The sequence below is a fragment of the Rhodococcus sp. Leaf225 genome (assembly GCF_001426145.1).
Classification (GTDB): Bacteria; Actinomycetota; Actinomycetes; order Mycobacteriales; family Mycobacteriaceae; genus Rhodococcoides.
On the sequence record NZ_LMRN01000025.1, the window covers coordinates 702,350 to 722,699 of the forward strand.

Below are 20,350 nucleotides of genomic sequence, written 5' to 3' on the forward strand. Positions count from 1 at the left end.
GAGGGCCTCACGTGCTGCGACGAACCTCGGCGGCGTACTTTCTCGCCTCGTCCATGAGCATGCGCGCGGGGGGAGTCACGTGCGTGCGTCGGCACACCGCGGCCACCCGAAGGAACGACTCCGGGACGATGCAGCGGATCTCCGCACCTGCTTGCTTTGCGAGTGTCGCCCATGACGACGGCACGACGGCGTGGCCGAATCCGCTGATCACCAATGGCAGGATCGATGTGCGGTGAGCCACCTCGGCTGCGACGGTGAGGTCCACGCCGCTGGCGAGCACATCGTCGACCAACGATCGCATCAGCGAACCCTGTTGAGAGGCGATCAATCTCAGTCCGGACAGTTCGGATCGCTGGATCTCCCGGTTGTCCGGCAGTGTGGTCCCGGGACTCGACAGCAGAATCAGCGGTTGGCTCTCGAGCGCGACCACGTCGAGATCCGGAGCTCGTACTTCATCCGGGGAACCCAATATGCCGATCTCGCAGACACCCGTACGGACCGCACGGAGTACGTCGTCGGGAGTGAACGCTGCCTCGGCGTTGATCGTCACCGCTGGGAACGACCGAGCGAATGCGGTCAGGATGGTGGTCAGAGGTTCTATCCCCGGCGAGGGCATGGTGATCAGGTCGACGCGTCCGCTCCGCAGCCCTTTGAGGGCGTGGACTGCGGCGACCGCATCGTCGAGGTCACGCAACACCACGCGAGCCGGCCCGACCAGTGTCGCTCCGGCGTCGCTGAGGACGAGACGGCGGCCGACACGATGGAACAGGGGGACGCCGAGCTCGCGCTCCAGACCGGCGATGGCCTGAGAGAGCGTGGGTTGGGCGATCAGCAACGTCTCCGCGGCCTTGTTCAGACTGCCCTCGTCGATGACCGCCAGAAAGTACTTCAGTTTTCGTGCATCCACGCGACGCGGTCTCCTACCAGTGCGGCCAGTGTCCCCCAGTCTAGTGCAGTGCCACGCATTCATAGCCCGAAGCTATGACTCCGATCGCATCTGAGTATTGGACGTGAGGCCACTCTTACGGCGTTAATGGGGCAGGGCATGTGTGAGCCTCGACGACAACCTAGGTCGTCGTGCCGTCGACACACGTAGCTCTGTCGGTCGCGTCATCCGCGCCCCACCTACCCCGGTCGGCTCGGTAAGACCCCTGCCGAGCCGACCGGCTCCACTCACACGACTCGGAGGCGATGACATGCAGGCCGTGGTCTTCATGGGCGAGAACAGGATCGAGATACGTCGATACCCCGACCCGGTGCCGGCGCCGGACGAGGTCGTCGTCCGCATCAAAGCGTCCGGCATGTGCGGCAGCGATCTACATCATCTTCACAGCGACGCGCGCAGCGAGGCCGAGTTGGTCATCGAAGGGCACGAACCGTGCGGGATCGTCGAGCTCGTCGGCGACACCGTGAAACCAGGGCAGGCCCGCGTCGGGGACCGCGTCATGGTGCACCATTACGACGGGTGTCGTACCTGCGAATTCTGTCGCTCGGGTCGGACGCAGTACTGCGCGAACGGAAAGGTCGTGTTCGGCGGTCTGAACGGCGACGGAGCACATGCTGATCTGATGAAGGTCCCGGCTCACACGCTGATTCGACTACCGGATTCGTTGTCCTTCAAGACGGGGGCGGCGGTGTCCTGCGGAACCGGTACGGCATTCGCCGCGATCGAGAGGGTGGGTCTGACGGCCGAGGACACCGTGGCGATCTTCGGGCAGGGCCCTGTCGGACTGAGCGCAACGATGCTGGCGAAAGCATTCGGAGCACGGGTCATCGCGCTCGATGTCGACGCCGCCCGGCTGGAGTCGGCCGCACGCTTCGGCGCCGACCACGTGATCGATTCTTCGGTCGAGGACCCGGTGGCGGCCGTTCGTGCGCTGACGCGTCGTGGACTCGGTGCAGACAAGTCTCTGGAATGCAGCTCCGTCACCAGCGTTCGCGAACATGCTGTACAGGCGATCAGGCCATGGGGGACTGCGTGCATGGTGGGTGTGTTCGGACCACTGCAGATCAGTAGCGACGAACTCATTCACCATCACAAGACCATCGTGGGCTCGTTGACGTTCAGCAAGAATCAGCAGGAAGCATGCGCGTTGTTCGTCGCGGAACGCGGCCTCGATGTGGAATCGTTGTTCACGAACGAATTCGGGCTCGACGAGGCCGAACAGGCTTATCGACTTTTCGACCGGCGCCAGATCGGAAAGGGCGTCTTCGTTTTCGACTGATGCAGCAGCATCGGTCAGTTTCGAGAGGGAACAAGTGAGTACAGCTCAACATGACTTCGCGCTAATGGATCCGGCTCGTGCATTTCTGGCACGAGACGTCCATCATCCGTTCGTCGACGGTCGACGGGTCCCGGCCGATTCGGGAGACGTTCTCTCGACTGTGAATCCCTCGACGGGTGAGGTCTTCGCCCATATCGGGGCCGGCGGGGAGTCCGACATCGATCGCGCGGTCGTGGCGGCCCGGCGGGCGTTCCAGGGTGAATGGAGCTCCTGGACTCCGTACGACCGCCAGGCTCTGTTGACGCGCGTCGCTCATGCCATGGACGAGAACTTCGACGAGCTGGTCCAGATCGAGGCGCTCGACATGGGCGCTCCGGTCACGAGATTGCGCAATTCGAAGTCCGCGATGATGAAGATGTTGGCATTCTTCTCGACGCAGGCGGGCGCGATCTCCGGCGACACCTTGATGAACGGCATCCCCGGCGACATCGCCACGATGACGCTGAAGGCTCCGGTCGGCGTCATCGGCGGGATCATTCCATGGAACGGCCCGTTGGGCGGTCAGTTCTGGATCGTTGGGGCTGTCCTCGCCAGTGGATGCACCACCGTGCTCAAGCCGTCGGAGGACGCATCGCTGTCGGTCCTCCGGACGGCGGAGATCTTGCACGAAGTGGGTGTGCCCGCGGGGGTCGTCAACGTGGTCACCGGGTTGGGGAAGAGCGCCGGTCACGCGCTGGCCAGCCACCCCGATGTGGACCGCATCGCCTTCACGGGATCCACGGAGACCGGCCGGAGCATCATCAAGGCGTCGACGGTCAACATCAAGGGTCTGCAGCTGGAGTTGGGCGGCAAGTCGGCCGACATCGTGTGCGCGGATGCAGATCTCGACAAGGCAGTTCCCGGGGCGGCGATGGGCGTGTTCGCGAACTCCGGCCAGATCTGCTTCGCGGGAACCCGTGTACTGGTGCAGCGCCCGATCGTCGACGAGTTCACCGATCGACTGCTGAAGTACATGGACGAGATTCGAGTCGGACACAGCCTCGACGACGCGTCCACCCTCGGTCCCGTCATTTCGGAGCCTCAGTTGGAGAAGGTGTTGGCGTACACCGACATCGGTCGGCAGGAGGGTGCTGAACTTCTTCGAGGAGGAGAACGGTTGGGCGGCGATTTCAGCAACGGATACTTCATGCAGCCCACCGTCTTCGGCGGCGTGTCCAATGACATGCGTATCGCTCGCGAGGAGATCTTCGGACCCGTCCTTTCCATCCTGCCGTTCGACGACGTGGACGAGGCCATTCACATCGCCAACGACAGTGACTACGGCCTCGGAGGTGCTGTGTGGTCTCGAGGGCTGTCGACCGCCATGAAGGTGGTCCGTGGGGTGCACACGGGCACGATGTGGGTGAACTGCTACGGGTACATCGATCCGATGGTGGGATTCGGCGGCACGAAGTTGAGTGGATACGGCGCCAAGGGCAACGCTGCCCACATGGACAACTACCTGTACTCGAAATGCGTGTACATGGAACTGTGAGGTGACGTCGCGGACCGGAGCGAAGCGGGCCCGTTCGGCGCCCGGTCGCCTCTTCGGAGGTGACCGGAGCCGACGGGCCCGGTTTCGTCTTTCCGTCAGTGTCGCGACGCTGACGCGCGTCGGTATGCGAGCAGCCCTATCAGGACCACGGCGGCGCTCAGGACGATGAACAGCCCGGTTCGGTGCAGACCCGCATCGTCCATCACGGGACCGGCGGTCACCTGCAGCACCACCACGGCGAGGTTCGCGCCGACGAAGGCGATCGTCCGGTACATCCCGATGGCCGTGCCGACGTCGTCGACGGACGTCGTCGCGTTGATCAGACTCTGATTGCCGATGTTGTGAAACCCGTTCGGGATGCCGAGCACCGCGGCCACCAACAGCAGAACGTATATCGGGGCGGCGCTGTCCTCCACTGTGGCGATCAACGTGCCGCCGACGAGCATCATCACTGTGCCGGCGATGAGGGTCCGACGTGCGCCGAACCGTCCGTAGACCCGCGCTCCGACAACGGTGGACAGCACGGTGACTCCGGCGACGGGGAGCATGGTCAGTCCGGTCTCGATCGGGGACATGCCCCGTGACGCCTGCAGCCACTGCGGGATTCCGAAGAACACGCAGTAGAAGCTTGTGTACGTGATCAACGCCCCTGTCAACGTGGCGGCGAGGGCCCGGTTGTGCGCGAGCGCTCGCACGTCGAAGAACGGCTGCGGCACTCGTAGTTCTTGGCCGACGAACAGAGCGAAGCTGGTGATCGACACCGGCAGGATCCACCAACGGGCCCCGTCGGACATGGACACCAGAAACACCATCAGACTGGTCACGCCGGCAACGAAGAACGCGATTCCGCCACCGTCCATGGAACCCAGGGCTTCACGCAGCGACACGGTGGGTCGACCCCGGTCCCCGACGTCCACGCTCAGGACAGCCACCGCACTGAGTGCGACGACCGGGATGTTCACCCAGAGGATCGACTGCCACCCGAAGGTACCGACCAGCAGGCCGCCGACTGTGGGTCCGAGCGCAGCGACCGACTGACCGCACATCACGATGGTCGTCAGTGCAGTTCGTGTCTGCTGGCCGTGCAGTTCGCCGTAGGCCCTCACCATCGTCATGGCGTTGGGCATGTGCGCCGAGATACCCACGCCCAGAATGATGTAAGAGCCGATCAGCCACCCGATGCCCGGTGCGAAGGCGCCGGAGATCGATCCCGCGGCCACGAAAGCGAGTCCTGCCAGAAAGACCCGCCGCGCGCCCAGCATCGACCCCAGCCGACCCGCCATGGGTGCACACACGGCTGTCGTGATGTACATGGCGGAGATGACCCACGACACCCCGGCGCCGTGTCCGAACTGGGCGGCGATGCCGACGATGGCGACCGCGATCATCGACGAGTTGAGCGGTTGGAGGACTGTTCCCGTAGCGGCTGCTCCGCGAACACGGAAGGGGATCGTCGACCGCGCGATTTTTCCGGTCGTCTCCACCGTCATGTGCGCACACCCTTCGCTCCGTCCGCCGTCGGTGTCACGGATGCGTCGGTGGGGACTGGGGCGGTCGACAGGCGACGAAGAAGCGCACCTGCGGCGAACAACACGTCGCGTTCCACGTCGCTGCAGTGTTCACTCAGCACGCCGGCCAGCCACTCGTCCCGCTTCTCACGGTCTGCCCGGAGCTTGGCCCGGCCGTTGTCGGTGATCGAGATGATCTGCGCGCGACCGTCGTTCGGGTCCTGGATGCGAGCGACGAGCGCGTGTTCTTCCAGCAGTGAGATCGTTCGGGCCACTGTCTGAGGCGTCACGCGCTCCACGGTCGCAAGCGCGCGCGCGCTCATCGCGCCCAGGCGGTCGAGATGTCCGAGCGCTTGGAGCTGAGTGGGTGTCAACATGTGGCCTGCGTCGTTCTGCCGAATCGCTCGGTTGAAGAGAACGATGTCTTCTCTGAGGCGGTCGACTTTCCTGTTCACGGGATCCTCCGATATTAGCCAGCTATGCTTACCAATATAGCGGCAGGATGCAGGCAAAGTCCACGCTGAGAGCGAACAGTAGTAAGCATCACTGTCTAACCGGCGGTCGAAGGGTTCAGCGATTCGCAATCCATCGACACGCGGCCACTATCATCAGGGCAGCCGGCATGGCGTATCACGTTGTCCGGCAGGGCAGGTGATCGGTCCGCCAGCAGACGATCGAGAGAGGTTCGAACTCACATGGATCGGGCAGACACAGGCGTCCCGGCGGACGTCGAAGCGTGGACGGGGCCTGCTGTATCGACCGACGACGCGGCGGGCGCCCCCGACGCGGCGAACAGTCTCGGCAAGATGCTGCACATCCTGGAACTGTTCAGCGAGTCGCAGCCGACGTGGTCCACTGCGGCGATCCTCGAGGTTCTGGACACGTCCCGATCCACTGGGTACCGGTACATCAAGTCGCTGCACGATGCCGGATTGATAGCGTCCGTTCGAAACGGTCAGTACTCGCTCGGCCCGCGCATCATCGAGATGGACCTGCAGATCCGACAGACGGATCCCCTGCTGCTGGCGAGCCGTGGTGTGCTCGAGGATCTCGTGGACACCATCGGCCATTCGGCATTGTTGTGTCGGCCGTTCGGAGACTCCGTCCTGTGTGTCGGGGAGTACCGAGCGCCATTGAGCCCGGCGAATCGTTTCAGTCGTGGCGAACGCCGCCCGTTGTTTCACGGCGCTGTCTCGAAGGTGATCCTCGCGCACCTCCCGCATCACCGGCTCAAGGCCCTGTACCCGCGGCAACGCGAGGAGATCGAGCGTGCGGGTCTCGGAGACTCGTGGAGCACGTTCCGTACGACACTGGGTGCGTTCAAGAAGGATGGCTACGTGGTGACCGTGGGCGAGTTCAACCCGGGGGTCTGCGGCGTCGCTGCGCCGGTTCTCACCGAACGAAGAACCGCTCTGGGCAGCGTGGGAGTGGCCTGGGACGTGAACGAACGGCGCGATGTGGACGTGGAACGTGCTGTCTTTGCCGTCCGACGCGCTGCCACCACGATCTCGGACGGTGTGACAGCGATCGAGCGTGACGCGAGTACGAACGAGTCCAGTTAGATCCGGGCAGGGCTGCGGACTGCGCAGAGCGGGCGGACGGGTCGCAACGGCGAGTGCCGCCCGACTGCGCGCGTGGCGCTGTCGGGCGGCATTCGTGGGGGAGTCGGTCGGGTGTCAGATGCCGACGGTCTGGCCTCCGTCGATGACCATGGCATGTCCGGTCGCGAAACTGCCGAGATCGGAGGACAACCACAGAACTGCAGAGGCGATCTCCTCGGGTGTTCCCATACGTCCCACCGGCTCCTGGCCGATGACTCGGGCTCGACCTTCCGGCGTTCCGCCCGAGAACCGGTCCATCATGGGTGTCTCGATGATGCCGGGGCACACTGCGTTGACGCGAATACCCTCAGCAGCGTAGTCGAGCGCTGCTGACTTGGTGAGCCCGATCAATCCGTGCTTGGCGGCGACGTACGCTGCCTGCCCGCGGATGCCGACGACGCCTGCTCCCGACGATGTGTTGACGATCGAACCGCCGCCGGTGGCGAGCATGGCGGGGATCTCGTACTTCATGCAGAGGAAGGCGCTACGGAGATCGATGTCGATGATTCGGGACCACTGGTCGTCCTCGATATCCACCAACGGGGCGGCAGGTTGCTCGATCCCCGCGTTGTTGAACGCCACGTCGAGGCGTCCGAAAGCGTCGACAGTCTTGTCGATCGCGGTGCGGATGTCGTCCGCCTTGGACACGTCGCACGTCACGGGTACGAGTCGGCCGCCGTGGTCGGCAGCGAGACGAGCAGTTTCCTCGTTACCTGCGGAGTCGATGTCGGCTAGTACCACGTCGGCACCTTCGCGTGCGAAAGCGAGCACCGCGGCGCGGCCTATGCCGCTGCCGGCTCCGGTGACGAAGACGGCTTTCCCGTCGAATCTGCGTTCAGTCATCGATCGATCACATTTCTGTAGGGGTGAGGTCAGAGACGGGCAGTCGTGCTGCCAGGATCAAGGGTGAACCACTGCGGTCCCACGAGCGCGCATGTCGACTTCCACCTCCTCGAGTGTTCGGCCCTTCGTCTCGGGAATGAATTTGAACGCGAAGAGGGCGGCCAGCACGTTGAGCACCATGAACCCACCGAACACCACCACCGATCCGTACCGCTCGGCGAGAATCGGGAAGAGGAACGAGATGAGCGAGTTGGCGATCCACAGTCCACCGAGCGAGGCGCCCATCGCGAATCCGCGAATCGGTAGCGGGAAGAGTTCGGAGAGGACGAGGAAGCCGGTCGTTCCCAGGAAGGTGACCATGAAGCCCGTGACCGCAAGCATGAACAGCAGGATGAGGTACGAGCGCAAGGTGGTTTCCGGGAGCAAATAGGTCATGAGAAGGCCCAGGTGCGAAGCAGCGACGCCGACGAACCCGAACAACATCATCTTTCGACGTCCCATGACGCCCAGGATCCACATGCCGATGATGGTGAAGATGATCATCGCGATGCCCACGGTGACGGAGGCGAGCAGTGCGGCGGATCGGGTCAGGCCGGAACTCTCGAGAACGGTCGGGGCGTAGTACATGACGACATTGATGCCGGTCGTCTGCTGTGCGACTGCCAGGACGATGCCCACCAGGATCAGCTTCTTCATCCACGGTTCGTTGCGGAGCACAGTCAGTACCGACAGCTTGCCCTTGATTTGATCGGACTCGACGATCGAGGAAATCTGTGCGTACTCGGCTTCGACTCGATCTGCCATGTGAGCGCGACGCAGAACGTCCTTCGCCTCGGTCCAGCGCTGTTTGCTCGCGTACCAACGCGGTGTGTCGGGAAGCGCGCTCATTCCGAAGAACAGGGCGAGCGCGGGAATCGCGGCGATGCCGATCATGTAGCGCCACACGACCGAGCTGTCGATGAGGTTCGCCAGTAGTGCGTTCATGACGAACGCGAGGAAGAGTCCGACGGTGATCATCAGCTGGTTCATGGTGACGATCCGCCCGCGTTGCGATGCCGGCGCCATCTCTGCGAGGTAGAGCGGGACGACGACGGAGGCGACTCCCACGGCGTAGCCGAGGGCGACCCGGCCGGCGACCAGGATGGCGACGGTGGGGGCCAGTGCGCAGACGATGGTGCTGACGATGAAGATCAGACCCGCGATGACAAGTGACTTCCTACGACCCACTCGATCTGCGATGGGGCCGCCGAGAAGCGCTCCCACGGTCGCGCCCGGGAACAACAGCGAGGTGACCACCAGGCCTTCGCTGACGGCGGTCAGATTGAAGTCGTCCCGTAGGTAGACGAGCGCTCCCGCGATAACTCCGGTGTCCAGACCGAAGAGGAGACCCCCGATGCTGGCGATCAGCGTCAGACGGAAGAGGAACGATCTCGGGTCTTCGTGACCGCTCTGATCGGTTCGGACTCGCGGAGAGTCCAACTTTTCGGACACAGGTACTCCTTAGTGGATGAACGGGCTGAGGCCGCGTCCGCGCATGTCATGCGTTCGAGCTTGGGCGACAGCTGGTGCTTGAGACAGTGAAGGAGCGCAGCCCGCCAGGGGAGCGCAGCGAAAGACGATGGACGAGGCGGTGAAATCAGAGAGGGCGGAGGAGCGCGCAGACGTGGGGACGTCGCCCACCCTCCGCGGCCACAGTGACTGCGCTCACAGATTCACGATATCCTGCACTGTGGGAATTAGTCAATAACCTCACGGTGCCTTGCTGACGGGGATCTTCACTGGGCGCCGATCAACCCGGACACGACGAATCCGGTGTCGGTGAGCTGCCACCGGCACCGGATTCGTCGAGGTGTCGTTCAGCGAGTTGCGCTGATGTGTACTGCGGACACCACACAGGGTTCGTTCGTACGGTTCCGCCAGGCGTGCTTGGTTCCACGCTGAACGATGGTGTCGCCCGGTCGCATGACCGTCTCGCCCGTATCGAGGATCACCCGCGCTTCTCCGAAGATGATCGTGACGATGTCGATCGTGTCCGTCGTGTGCATTCCCGGGGCGTCGTCGGGGTCGACCGAGTCGCCCGCGCCCGATTCGGCCAGAATCCGTGCGTAGCCGCCCTCGTAGTCCCACTGCTCGTCCGGAGCGAAAGCAGTGATCACGTAGTTGTAGCCGGTCGGCGGCGGCGGGATGATCGATGCGTCACCCGGTCCGCTCGGGGCGGTGACCGGGGTGGGTACCTCGGTCGCCTGCCACAGATGATTGCGTGTGTAGCCGTCTGCGACGAGGCGGTCGGTCGTCGGCCCGTCGCTCACGATCGTGGACCTCCCCGCGTCGTCGAGCCCGGTGACGATGAGGCGCGACTGAAATTCACGGTGCTCTCCAGCCATCGATCGGTGTCCTTTCTCGGGATGTGTTGTCGGGCGAATGATCACGCGCGTTCACGTTCCAGTGCTGCGTCGACCGGGGCGTTGTCGACGTAGATGCGCTGATCGACGAACTTCCCATCGACGATGGTGATCTTCGAGGCGGCCTTGATCTCCACGATCTCTCCGTTGCGTAATGTCCAGCGTCCGAGCGATTCGAAGAAGACGACGCCGCCGTCCTCCTCCCACACCTCCACGAGTTCGTGGCCCAGCGACTCGACGTGATCGAGTTTGCTGCTGAACGCAGCTACGATGTCTTCGCGCCCGACGATCTGAGGACTGTTGCCGAAGGTCAGTGTCATGTCGTCGGCGTAATACGCGCTGAACCGGGCAGGGTCGTTCGCTTCCATTGCCGAGTAGTAGTCGGTGAGAAGGCCGGTAGTGTGAGAGGTGGCGCGCATCGAAACAGTGTTCTCCGTGTTGTTGTGTGGGCTGCACCGGGACCGCCGGAGTGACCCGGGCGGCTCGGGGCGAGTGGTGGGTGCTGGGAACGCCGACGACGGGGGTTGTCGGGCAGATCACACGAGCGTCTCCCATTAACGTCTCGCGAGTGCGCCCGCGTCCAATACCGAGAACCGAATGTGCGCATAGCCCTCGGCTATATGCGCAACGAACGAGACGACCTGGGTAAGTGGTCAGCGGTTCACCACGCCGTTCGAGTCGGCATAGAGACCGGCAGCACGCGCGCGTCGGGTGACCAGGGCGATGACGAACGACAACGTGGGTGTCGGCACCTGTGCCAGGTCGGCGAGGTCGAGAGGAACCCTGAAAAGGGCGTCGATCTCCATCGGCCTCCCGGCCTGAAGGTCCTGGACAACGCTCTGCAGATGTGTCGACGAATGCTGTTTGCGCAGCACCTCCGCCGGGTCACCACCGTCGCACCCCAGAGCGCGAGCGATGGCGCTGCTCTCTGTCACCATGGCCATTGCGACAGTCGCGACAGCGGGTTCCCCGAGAACATCCTTCATTACGGAACACGTGAGAACCCCGAGCAGGCCACCGATGAGATTCATCGACAACTTGGCCCAGACAGCGTCCCGGATCGTGGGTGTCACCGCTACCTCCAGGCCACTGGATTCGAACAGGGCGGTGAAAGCGTCCAGGCGACCGTCCGGACGGCCGTCGGGTCGGCCCACGATGAGCCTGTTGCGTGGGTTCACCGCACTGATCACGCCCGGCTCGACGACGGTCCCCGCGGTGTAGGCCACGGCGCCCACCGCACGCTCACCCCCGATGTGCGACTGGAGTTCGAGCGTCGGGTCCAGCCGGCGCAGAGGTGTGCCGTCCAGCGGTCCGCCGTGAGAGTGGAAGTACCACCAGGGAATCCCGTTGGTGACGAACAGGACGAGGCTGTCCTCGTGCAACAGCGATGCCACGTCTGCTGCGATCGACGGCAAGGTGGGCGCTTTGACCGCGACGATCACGATGTCCTGGGGCGGAAGGTCTGCGGGACGATCAGTGGCGAACGGACGTGACCGCAGCTCGCCGTCGTGGGTTCTCAGGAGCAATCCGTCAGCGCGCATCGCTGCAAGATGTGCGCCGCGCGCGATGACGGAGACTTCTGTGTCACCGGTCCCGGCTGCGAGGCGCCCGGCGATGTGTCCGCCCACAGCTCCGGCTCCATAGACGCAGATTCTCATGACGTCGTTCCCCACGTCAGGTGAACTGCTGGCGCTTCTGCGCCGCGGCCGCGGAAAGGAACGAGATGTCGTTGCCGGTGGAGACGTAGCGGGCACCCATGTCGAGGTACTGGCGGATCAAGTCGGGGCGACCACCCATCCCTCCGATTCCGACAGTCTTCCCGCCGGCCTTGCATGCTTCGATGACCCGTAGGTATGCCTGGTGGATGTCAGGATGATCGACCTGCCCGGCCACACCGAGCTCGACGCTCAGATCATTGGCGCCCACGAGGACGACGTCGACGCCGTCGACGGAAGCGATGTCCTCCGCGGCGTCGAGACCTGCCTGCGATTCGATCATGACGACCACCAGAGACGATCGGTCCAGCTCGCGCACCACTCGGTCTGCGGGCAGTGTGCGGTACAGCAATTGTGGAGCCGCCCCCGCAAGTGAGCGCTCACCCAGTGGAGCGTGCTTCACGGCGCGAACCACAGCGCGGGCTTCGTCGCCGGATGACACACCCGGGACGACGATTCCCATTGCGCCGGAGTCCATCACGCGCGCAATCAGTGCGGGGTCCAGATCGGGTACGCGAACCAGCGGAGTGACGCCGAGGTGATTACAGGCCATACAGATCTGACCGGTGTCCTGCAGTGAGAAACTGCTGTGTTCGAGGTCGATGTACACGGTGTCGAAACCCGCGGTGTGGGCGATGGATGCGATGTCGATGGTTCGAACGAGACGGACGGTCATCGAATAGACCGGCTCACCCCTCGCCATCTTCTCCTTGGCGAGATTGTGAAGCAGAACGGGCGCGTCGTCACTCATGTGTTGTGGTCTCCTGACCGGTCATCGATGTCGTCGTACGGGCGTGGTGGTTCAGCTGAACAGAACGGGCAGGTCGTTCGCCTCGTCCTCGAATCCGTAGACGGACTTGACCTCGAGGTACTCCTCGAATCCGAGCCTGCCCATCGACCGCCCGATTCCGGACTGCTTGTATCCGCCCATCGGAGTGTGTGAATCTGTGGCGGCGCCGTTGACGCTGATGCGCCCCGCCCGGAGGCGGTCGGCCACGCTTCTGGTGTTGTCCCGATCCGTCCCGAACACGTATCCGCCGAGACCGTAGGGTGAGTCGTTCGCGATACGCACGGCTTCGTCCTGGTCGCGGTAGGAGAGAACGACGAGCACGGGGCCGAACACCTCTTCACGAGCGATGGTCATCTTCGGCGTCACCTCGGTCAACACGGTCGGTTGCACGAAGAATCCCCGCTCGAATCCCTCCGGGCGTCCTGCACCGCCCGTCGCGAGAACAGCACCCTCGTCGAGGGCAGTGCGGATCAGATTCTGGATCGACTCGAACTGCGAGGCGCTGACGACGGGGCCCATCGTGGTCGAGGGGTCCAGTGGGTCGCCGAGCCGGAAACGGTGCGCCTCGTCCACGAGGTACCCTGTCACCTCGTCGATCTGGCTCTCGTGCACCAGCATTCGGCTCGGTGCATGGCACGACTGTCCCGTATTGACGAAGCAGCGCTGGATGTTCCATCGTGCGGCCCTCTCCAGGTCGGCGTCGGGCAGAACAATGTTCGCCGACTTGCCGCCGAGCTCGAGGCACACGCGCTTGACCGAGCTGCCGGCAGCGGCAGCGCCCACGAGCTTCCCGGCACCGGTGGACCCGGTGAAGGAAATCATGTCGACGTCCGGATGGTGGGAGAGCCTGTCACCCACTTCGCGACCGGTACCGCTGACGAGGTTGAACACCCCTGCGGGAACTCCCGCCTCGTGGAGCACCTCGGCCAGGAGCACGCCACTCGCCGCAGACTCGATACTCGGCTTCGCGACGACGGTGCACCCCGCAGCGACGGCGTAGATGAGCTTGATGACTCCGGTCTGAACTGGCCAGTTCCACGGCGAGATCAGTGCGCACACACCGATCGGCTCGCGGCGCACGATGGCTCCACCCACACTGGACTCGAATGGATAGGTACGCAGGACGTCCCGCGCGACGCGCATGTGTCCGGCGGGCCCCGTGACCTGGGCACGGTTGGACACGGGGATGCCCACCTCGTGCGCGATGAGCTCGGAGAAGTCGTCGATGTACGTCTCGTACACGTCGATGATGCGTTCGATAAGGGTGATTCGATTTTCCACAGGCATGACCGAGAAGGTCTCGAACGCCCGTCGAGCGGCCGCGACAGCCAGGTCGGCGTCCGCCACCCCACCGAGAGCTACGGACGCGAAGGGCTCCTCGCGGGTGGGGTCGACGAGTTCTACCTGACGAGGCGCGATGGGCTCGACCCATCGTCCGTCGATGTACAAGTGGGGGAAGTGCCTCATGAAGTCGGTTCTCCTCGCCCGTCGGGGCTGTCGTGATTCGGTGGTCGTGGGCGTGGGTCCTCGTAGATCAGCTGCTGTGCGTGTAACCGCCGTCGCACGCGATCGTCTGACCCGTGACGAAGGCCGAGGCCGGTGTCGCAAGGAAGAACATGATGCCCACGAGGTCGGTCGGAACCATTCCGCGTGGGATGCACTGCAAGGACTGTGCTCGCTGGCGCACCTCGGGAGTGGGATTGATGACTCGTTCCACCTCGGTGGCGACCGAGCCCGGCCGGACGCAGTTGACCGTGATCCCGTGGGGGCCGAGCTCACGTGCCAACGAGTTCGTCATCCCGATGAGGGCGGACTTGGAAGTGACGTAGTGCAGGTAGTTGACGGTTCCGCGCGTGACGGCGTCGGAGGAGATGTTGACGATGCGACCGAACCCTGCCGCACGCATATGGGACGCCACGGCCCGTACACACAGGTAGGTGCCGGTGATGTTGACACGGAGCACGTGCTCCCACTGCGCGACAGGGATTTCGTCGAACGGGCCCTTCTCGATGGTCGCGAAGACGGACGCATTGTTGATCAGTACGTCGATCCGCCCCCAAGTGGCGACGACGGTGTCCACCATGGCACCCACGGCCTGCTCGTCCCCGACGTCGACTCGTACGGCCAGTGCAGTTCCGCCGGCGCTCTCGATCTCGTCGACGACTGATGCAGCCCGGGCGACGTCGAGATCGGCGACGACGGCCAACGCACCTGCAGCGGCGAACTGACGAGCGATCTCACGACCGATGCCCTGGCCGGCGCCGGTGACGATCACCACCCTGTCCTCGACACTGAAATCCCGGGCCGATGCCGGGACCCCCGAATCCTGCGGGGCGTGGGTGAGTGCTGTCGTCATGTCGGTCCTCGATGTCGCGGTACGTGGATGTCGGCGTTCAGCCAAAGTGTGATCTGCGTCAAACCGTTGCTGGACAATATCCCGAACTATGGGATATTGTCAACGAAGTCGGACCGACCGAACAGACGTGACGAAGGAGTAGAAGATGCGAGTGAGCAGGGCATCCGAGACCGGTGAAGAAGCCGTCGGAACTATGCGTGAGGGAAAGCTCGAACAGAAGCACCTGCTGTTCGGGGTGGACGGCTCGCCCAACAACTACGACCTCAACACCGGTTACACCGGCAGTGGGGGTTGGCGCACCCCACGCCACCGGCACGATTTCGATCAGATCCGCTACGTCGTCGAGGGGCGCCTGCCCTACTCCGAGACCGACTATCTGGAACAGGGCTGGGTCGGTTATTTCCCGGAGAGCGTCCACTACGGACCCCAGGAGCGCGAAGAAGGCCTCCGCACGCTCGTCCTGCAGGCGGGTGGAGCCAGCGGTAACGGTTACCTCTCGGTCGCACAGCGCGAAGCAACCAATGCGGAACTGAACAAGACCGGCGTGTTCAAGAAGGGCATGTACCACTACACCGATTCCGATGGTGTCGAGAGGACCACCGACGGTTCTCAGGCCATCTTCGAGCATGCGACCGGCCGCGAGTTGGAGTTCGCGACGCCTCGTTACACCGACGTGATCGCGATGAATCCCGCGGCCTTCGACTGGATCCAGGACGGCGACACCGGAGTCTGGAACAAGTGGCTCGGCAATTTCACCGAGCGTGATCTTCGCATCGGTTTCGTGAAGCTCGACCCGGGCGCCGTGTACGGCGCAGGTCAGTTCTCGTCGATCGAAATACTCTTCCAGCTGAACGGTAACGTTCTCGTGGACGGTGAGAAGTACGGTGCTGAGACGGGTTTCGAGTTCCTGGCGAACGAAGGCCCGGTATCGATCGAGGCAGTCGAACCCACCGAGTTCTTCCGTGCGGTTCTCCACACCTTCTGAGCATCACGGCGAACGCGGGGTCCACCGTGGACGAAGCCGTGCGAGCGCAGCCCGGGGCATGGTCGGGTGCTGCACCGATCACAAGCGGGCAAGTGTCGCATCACCGAAAGAGGCTCGAGACCTGATGACCACCGCAGTCGACGACCAGTGCACGAACTCCCGCGTGCGCGATGTGATCGCCACTGTGTCCACCGGTGTGTTCATCGACGGTGAGTGGTGCGAGTCTGCGTCCGGCAAGCGTTTCGACGTCGTCGATCCGGCCACGGAGACGGTCATCGCCTCGGTCGCGGACGGGGGCGCAGAGGACGCGTTGCGTGCCATCGGTGCGGCCGGCCGGGCGCAGAAGGAGTGGGCCAGGACATCGCCGCGCGAGCGTAGTGACATTCTCCGTCGCGCTCACGACTCGATGATGGAGAAGCAGGAGGATCTCGCCGTCATCATCACGAGGGAGATGGGCAAGCCCATCGGCGAGGCCCGCGGTGAGGTGGCCTACGCGGCAGAGTTCTTGCGCTGGTTCTCGGAAGAAGCCGTTCGTGTCGTCGGCGACGTGACGCTGACCGGCGACGGCTCGAATCGCATCATCGTCTCGCGGGAGCCGGTCGGTCCGTGCGTGCTGGTCACGCCATGGAACTTTCCGCTCGCGATGGGCGCGCGAAAGATCGGACCTGCAATCGCGGCCGGTTGCACGGTGGTGTTCAAGCCTGCGCACCTGGCACCGCTCTCATCCCTGGCGCTGGTGGACATACTCGTCGAGGCCGGACTACCCAAGGGGGTGGTGAACGTCGTGTGCACGTCCGACGCCTCCGCCGTCGTCTCGCCGTGGATGGCCAGCGGAATCGCCCGCAAGATCAGCTTCACCGGATCGACAGCCGTCGGTGTCAGGTTGCTGGAGCAAGCGTCCGCGCATGTCATGCGTTCGTCGATGGAGCTCGGTGGGAACGCACCCTTGATCGTGTTCGAGGACGCGGACCTCGACCGTGCCGTGGAGGGTGCTTTCGCGGCCAAGATGCGGAACATGGGGGAGGCGTGCACAGCTGCCAATCGAATACTCGTACACCGATCGGTGGCAGACGAGTTCGCGAAGCGGCTCGCTGCACGCTTCGATTCATTGTTCGTCGGTGACGGTCTGGACGAGAGCACCACGGTAGGTCCCCTCGTCGAAGCGAAAGCCCTTGCGAAGGTTCGAGCCCTGGTGGGAGACGCCGTTCAGAAAGGCGCGACGGTGGTCTGTGGTGGAACCAGCCCGGACCGTGCGGGGTTCTTCTTCCTACCCACCGTTCTTTCGAACGTCTCCGCAGATGCGGACCTTCTGTCCGAGGAGATATTCGGGCCCGTTGCTCCCATCGTCTCTTTCGACACCGAGGAGGAGGCCGTGCGGATGGCAAATGACACCCCGTGGGGGCTTGCGGCGTACTTGTTCACGCAGGACGTGGACCGCAGCTTCCGTGTCGGCGACGCACTCGAGGTGGGCATGGTCGGTCTGAACACCGGAATCGTGTCCAATCCTGTCGCCCCTTTCGGTGGAGTCAAGGCATCGGGGTTGGGGCGTGAAGGTGGCCGGGTGGGCATGGACGAGTACCTCGAGTTCAAATACATGGCAATGCCCAAGGCGTGATGCGGCCACCTTGCGTGGTCGGTCGCTGAGAGCGTGGCGCACAGCACGTGATCGATCGACGGGGTGAAGTAACCGAGTAGTGGCGGAGACGCCGAGGCGTCGACTCCGAGTGGTCCGACCGACGGCTCTCCGGGTTCGCTCGTGACTCCGATGACAATGACTGCGCTATCGAGATCGGAGGAAACGAACCGTGACCCGTGTGATCGAAACTATCACCGTCGCGATCCGCACAGTGCTGACAACAATCGTGTTCACCGTGATGATCGCCGCGATCGTCACAGGCTGGGCGTTGTCGGAACTGGCAGCGGCCGCTGTTCGGATCGTCGAGGAATGAGCGGCTCCGCCGGTGATGATCGCGAGAATTCTCGCTGGATAGCTGAATTCCAGACGGCGGTTGAATCATTGAGTGGTGAATCCATAGACCGACTTCACTTCGAGGTATTCGTCGAGTCCGTACTCACCCATCGACCTGCCGATGCCCGACTGCTTGTAACCGCCCATGGGCGTCAGGGAGTTTGTGTTCGCGCCATTGAAAGACACCCGCCCGGCGCGGAGACCGCACGCGAATTCCCAACCACGGTCGCGATTTTCACTGAACACGTAGCCACCGAGACCGAAGATCGAATCGTTGGCGATCTCGAGCGCTTGTTCTTCGGTACGGTATGGCATCACGACGAGTACGGGACCGAAGATCTCCTCTCGGGCGAGGGTCATCTCACGATCGACGTCCGCGAGGACGGTGGGTTGGCAGAAGAATCCCCGATCGAAACCGTCTGGCCGGCCCCCACCACCGGTGACGAGGGTGCCGCCCTCCCTGATGCCGACCTCGATGTGATTCTGCACGCTCTCGTACTGCTGCGCGTGCACGAGCGGACCGTGCGTCGTCGAAGGGTCGCGAGGGTCACCGAGTCGCATTCTCCCGATCTCGTCGGTGATGAACGGAAGTATGTCCGTGACCTGCGACTCGTGCACCAGCATTCGGCTGGGTGCGTGGCAGGACTGGCCGGTGTTGGAGAACCCGCGCTGCACATTCCAGCGCGCTGCCTTCTCCAGGTCGGCGTCGGTGAGAACGATGTTCGCCGATTTACCGCCGAGCTCGAGACACACGCGTTTGACGGTCTGTGCTGCAGCCTCGCCCACCTTGACTCCAGCGCCGGTGGAGCCGGTGAACGAGACCATGTCCACATCGGGATGGCGCGAGAGTGCATCGCCCACGACGCTTCCTCGCCCGATGACCAGATTGAACACACCAGGCGGGGTCCCGGCCTCGTGCATGACCTCGGCGAGCGCCACACCCGATGCGGGGGAGGCGTCGGACGGCTTCAACACCACCGTGCAGCCGGCGGCGATACCGTAGATCACCTTGATGACGGACGTCTGGATGGGCCAGTTCCAGGGCGAGATCAGTGCGCAGACGCCGATCGCCTCGCGGCGCACGAGCGTGTCGGCCAACTCGCGCTGGAACTCGTAGGTGCGGATGAGGTCACGCGCTACCTTCATGTGGCCGGCCGGCCCGCTCACCTGAGCCGTGAAGGAGACCGGAACGCCGACCTCGCGGGCGATCAGTCGAGCAAGCATGGGTTCGCGGCGTTCGTATTCGGCGATGATGCGATCGATCAACTCGATCCGGTCGGCAACTGTCGTCCGCGAAAAACTGGCGAATGCGCGCCGCGCCTCCGACACCGCATGGTCGACATCGGCGGTGCCGCCCCCGGACGCCACTGTGGCCCAGGGCTCCTCGGACGCCGGATCGATCAGCGTGCGTGTTCCGTCGCCACTGGGCGCGACCCATCGACCGCCGATGTAGTGCTGTGCGAAATGCTCCACTGCGAACCTCCGTGCTCGAGGATGTCAAGGCCTCACGGCAAAAGTATGACTTAAGTCGTGGTGTAGTTCATGCCGAACTCTACGCCGACGTAGGCGTTCCTTGACCTACTTCAAACAGTCTGACATTATACAGATCAGATCCACGGCGGTGGAGAACTCTCAGCCCTTCGCCGGGAGCGGAACGAGATGAAGGAAGATCTGTGGGTTCACTGACAGGCAAGAACGTCTTGATCACCGGTGCGCTCGGCACCATCGGCCAGGCCCTGGTCGGCCGGTACGTCGAGGAAGGTGCCAACGTCATCGCGTTGGATCGTCCCGGTGCGCCCGACGCGGAAAAGACGCTCGACGGCATCGGCAAGGGAATCCGATTCTTCGAGTGCGACTTGAACGACCTGGCCGGCATCGAGACGTCGGTGAGGGCCCTGGGGGACGAGATCGGCGGGGTCGACGTACTGGTCAACAACGCCGCTCTGGTCATCTTCAAACCGCACGCAGAGTTCACCATCGCCGAGTACGAGGACCAGGTCCGCGTCAATTCGTCAGCGGTGTTCGTGTTGTCGCGCGTGTGCTCGGAGCACATGAAGAAGAAGAGCTACGGCAAGATCGTCAACATCACCTCGCTCACTCTTACTGGCCGCTGGACAGGGTATGTGCCTTACATCGCGTCGAAGGGTGCCATGTACGGGCTGATCAAAGGCATGGCGCGAGAACTGGGTGAGCACCTCATCAACGTGAACGGCATCTCGCCAGGTGCGGTTCACTCGGATGCGGAGTACCGACAGCGCGGCGACGCGCAGCCGGAGTACCACGAATGGGTGCTCGAGAACCAGAGCATGAAAAAGCGCATCGAAGCGGTCGACATCGCCAACCTCGCAGTCTTCCTGTCCACGCCACAAGCGGACATGATCACCGGCCAGGACATCGCGGTCGACGGCGGAATGTAATTCAC

General features: G+C 63.6%; 19 protein-coding genes. 7 read left to right on the forward strand and 12 right to left on the reverse strand.

The genetic code is table 11. From position 1 onward, the window contains the following. Window positions 1–7: 7 nt before the first annotated feature. Window positions 8–907, reverse strand: coding sequence for a LysR family transcriptional regulator (locus tag ASG69_RS21470; protein ID WP_056442796.1), 900 nt, complete (start codon window positions 905–907; stop codon window positions 8–10). 307 nt (window positions 908–1,214) lie between these two features. Between ASG69_RS21470 and ASG69_RS23390 the strand changes: the two genes are divergently transcribed. After that, window positions 1,215–2,225 (forward strand): zinc-dependent alcohol dehydrogenase family protein, encoded by a 1,011-nt coding sequence (locus tag ASG69_RS23390; RefSeq protein ID WP_442971108.1) that lies wholly within the window; start codon window positions 1,215–1,217, stop codon window positions 2,223–2,225. A gap of 64 nt (window positions 2,226–2,289) precedes the next feature. Then, window positions 2,290–3,759, forward strand: coding sequence for an aldehyde dehydrogenase family protein (locus ASG69_RS21480; RefSeq protein ID WP_056442791.1), 1,470 nt, complete (start codon window positions 2,290–2,292; stop codon window positions 3,757–3,759). A 95-nt stretch (window positions 3,760–3,854) separates the two neighbouring features. Here the strand turns inward: ASG69_RS21480 and ASG69_RS21485 are convergent, their stop codons facing one another. Beyond that, window positions 3,855–5,249, reverse strand: coding sequence for an MFS transporter (locus ASG69_RS21485; RefSeq protein WP_056442788.1), 1,395 nt, complete (start codon window positions 5,247–5,249; stop codon window positions 3,855–3,857). After that, the gene (locus ASG69_RS21490) at window positions 5,246–5,644 is read right to left on the reverse strand and encodes a MarR family winged helix-turn-helix transcriptional regulator (RefSeq protein WP_235579036.1); all 399 of its coding nucleotides are present in this window, start codon (window positions 5,642–5,644) and stop codon (window positions 5,246–5,248) included. Before ASG69_RS21490 ends, ASG69_RS21485 begins: the two co-directional genes overlap by 4 nt. Window positions 5,645–5,962: 318 nt before the next feature. On the opposite strand from ASG69_RS21490, the gene ASG69_RS21495 reads away from it, so the two are divergent. Continuing rightward, window positions 5,963–6,829 carry an IclR family transcriptional regulator gene (locus ASG69_RS21495; protein WP_056442783.1) on the forward strand — a complete coding sequence of 289 codons (867 nt, stop codon included), beginning with the start codon at window positions 5,963–5,965 and terminating at the stop codon, window positions 6,827–6,829. A gap of 114 nt (window positions 6,830–6,943) precedes the next feature. On the opposite strand, the gene ASG69_RS21500 is transcribed toward ASG69_RS21495, so the two are convergent. The 8 genes from ASG69_RS21500 to ASG69_RS21535 form a co-directional block, all read right to left on the reverse strand. Beyond that, window positions 6,944–7,711, reverse strand: a complete 768-nt coding sequence (locus tag ASG69_RS21500) for an SDR family oxidoreductase (RefSeq protein ID WP_056442778.1) — start codon at window positions 7,709–7,711, stop codon at window positions 6,944–6,946. A gap of 57 nt (window positions 7,712–7,768) precedes the next feature. Continuing rightward, entirely contained in the window at window positions 7,769–9,202 is a 1,434-nt protein-coding gene (locus tag ASG69_RS21505) for a sugar porter family MFS transporter (protein WP_235579037.1), read from the reverse strand. A gap of 365 nt (window positions 9,203–9,567) precedes the next feature. Then, entirely contained in the window at window positions 9,568–10,095 is a 528-nt protein-coding gene (locus tag ASG69_RS21510) for a cupin domain-containing protein (RefSeq protein ID WP_056442775.1), read from the reverse strand. Window positions 10,096–10,136: 41 nt separating this feature from the next. Then, on the reverse strand, window positions 10,137–10,532 hold the full coding sequence (locus ASG69_RS21515; RefSeq protein WP_082544366.1) for a nuclear transport factor 2 family protein: 396 nt from the start codon (window positions 10,530–10,532) through the stop codon (window positions 10,137–10,139). A gap of 234 nt (window positions 10,533–10,766) precedes the next feature. After that, on the reverse strand, window positions 10,767–11,771 hold the full coding sequence (locus ASG69_RS21520) for a ketopantoate reductase family protein (RefSeq protein ID WP_082544365.1): 1,005 nt from the start codon (window positions 11,769–11,771) through the stop codon (window positions 10,767–10,769). A gap of 16 nt (window positions 11,772–11,787) precedes the next feature. Next, on the reverse strand, window positions 11,788–12,579 hold the full coding sequence (locus tag ASG69_RS21525) for an HpcH/HpaI aldolase family protein (RefSeq protein WP_056442764.1): 792 nt from the start codon (window positions 12,577–12,579) through the stop codon (window positions 11,788–11,790). Between the two features lie 51 nt (window positions 12,580–12,630). Continuing rightward, window positions 12,631–14,085, reverse strand: a complete 1,455-nt coding sequence (locus ASG69_RS21530; RefSeq protein ID WP_056442761.1) for an aldehyde dehydrogenase family protein — start codon at window positions 14,083–14,085, stop codon at window positions 12,631–12,633. 67 nt (window positions 14,086–14,152) lie between these two features. Next, window positions 14,153–14,974, reverse strand: a complete 822-nt coding sequence (locus ASG69_RS21535; RefSeq protein ID WP_056442750.1) for an SDR family NAD(P)-dependent oxidoreductase — start codon at window positions 14,972–14,974, stop codon at window positions 14,153–14,155. Window positions 14,975–15,125: 151 nt separating this feature from the next. Here ASG69_RS21535 and ASG69_RS21540 point away from each other — a divergent pair, with 151 nt between their 5' ends. The 3 genes from ASG69_RS21540 (at window position 15,126) to ASG69_RS22695 (ending at window position 17,908) form a co-directional block, all read left to right on the forward strand. After that, on the forward strand, window positions 15,126–15,959 hold the full coding sequence (locus ASG69_RS21540) for a hypothetical protein (protein ID WP_200933865.1): 834 nt from the start codon (window positions 15,126–15,128) through the stop codon (window positions 15,957–15,959). Between the two features lie 124 nt (window positions 15,960–16,083). Further along, window positions 16,084–17,574 carry an NAD-dependent succinate-semialdehyde dehydrogenase gene (locus ASG69_RS21545; RefSeq protein WP_056442744.1) on the forward strand — a complete coding sequence of 497 codons (1,491 nt, stop codon included), beginning with the start codon at window positions 16,084–16,086 and terminating at the stop codon, window positions 17,572–17,574. A gap of 190 nt (window positions 17,575–17,764) precedes the next feature. Continuing rightward, a complete protein-coding gene (locus ASG69_RS22695) occupies window positions 17,765–17,908 on the forward strand; it encodes a hypothetical protein (RefSeq protein WP_156380633.1) in 144 nt (47 codons plus the stop codon). A gap of 65 nt (window positions 17,909–17,973) precedes the next feature. Here the strand turns inward: ASG69_RS22695 and ASG69_RS21550 are convergent, their stop codons facing one another. Then, window positions 17,974–19,401, reverse strand: coding sequence for an aldehyde dehydrogenase family protein (locus tag ASG69_RS21550; protein ID WP_056442741.1), 1,428 nt, complete (start codon window positions 19,399–19,401; stop codon window positions 17,974–17,976). 200 nt (window positions 19,402–19,601) lie between these two features. Between ASG69_RS21550 and ASG69_RS21555 the strand changes: the two genes are divergently transcribed. Next, the gene (locus ASG69_RS21555) at window positions 19,602–20,345 is read left to right on the forward strand and encodes an SDR family oxidoreductase (protein WP_056442738.1); all 744 of its coding nucleotides are present in this window, start codon (window positions 19,602–19,604) and stop codon (window positions 20,343–20,345) included. Window positions 20,346–20,350 lie beyond the last annotated feature (5 nt).

Coding starts and splice junctions, on each gene's coding strand:
- ASG69_RS23390 (WP_442971108.1), top strand. CDS start 1,215: ATGGGCGAGAACAGGATCGAGATACGTCGATACCCCGACCCGGTGCCG.
- ASG69_RS21480 (WP_056442791.1), top strand. CDS start 2,290: ATGGATCCGGCTCGTGCATTTCTGGCACGAGACGTCCATCATCCGTTC.
- ASG69_RS21485 (WP_056442788.1), bottom strand. CDS start 5,249: ATGACGGTGGAGACGACCGGAAAAATCGCGCGGTCGACGATCCCCTTC.
- ASG69_RS21490 (WP_235579036.1), bottom strand. CDS start 5,644: ATGTTGACACCCACTCAGCTCCAAGCGCTCGGACATCTCGACCGCCTG.
- ASG69_RS21495 (WP_056442783.1), top strand. CDS start 5,963: ATGGATCGGGCAGACACAGGCGTCCCGGCGGACGTCGAAGCGTGGACG.
- ASG69_RS21500 (WP_056442778.1), bottom strand. CDS start 7,711: ATGACTGAACGCAGATTCGACGGGAAAGCCGTCTTCGTCACCGGAGCC.
- ASG69_RS21510 (WP_056442775.1), bottom strand. CDS start 10,095: ATGGCTGGAGAGCACCGTGAATTTCAGTCGCGCCTCATCGTCACCGGG.
- ASG69_RS21515 (WP_082544366.1), bottom strand. CDS start 10,532: ATGCGCGCCACCTCTCACACTACCGGCCTTCTCACCGACTACTACTCG.
- ASG69_RS21520 (WP_082544365.1), bottom strand. CDS start 11,771: ATGAGAATCTGCGTCTATGGAGCCGGAGCTGTGGGCGGACACATCGCC.
- ASG69_RS21525 (WP_056442764.1), bottom strand. CDS start 12,579: ATGAGTGACGACGCGCCCGTTCTGCTTCACAATCTCGCCAAGGAGAAG.
- ASG69_RS21530 (WP_056442761.1), bottom strand. CDS start 14,085: ATGAGGCACTTCCCCCACTTGTACATCGACGGACGATGGGTCGAGCCC.
- ASG69_RS21535 (WP_056442750.1), bottom strand. CDS start 14,974: ATGACGACAGCACTCACCCACGCCCCGCAGGATTCGGGGGTCCCGGCA.
- ASG69_RS21545 (WP_056442744.1), top strand. CDS start 16,084: ATGACCACCGCAGTCGACGACCAGTGCACGAACTCCCGCGTGCGCGAT.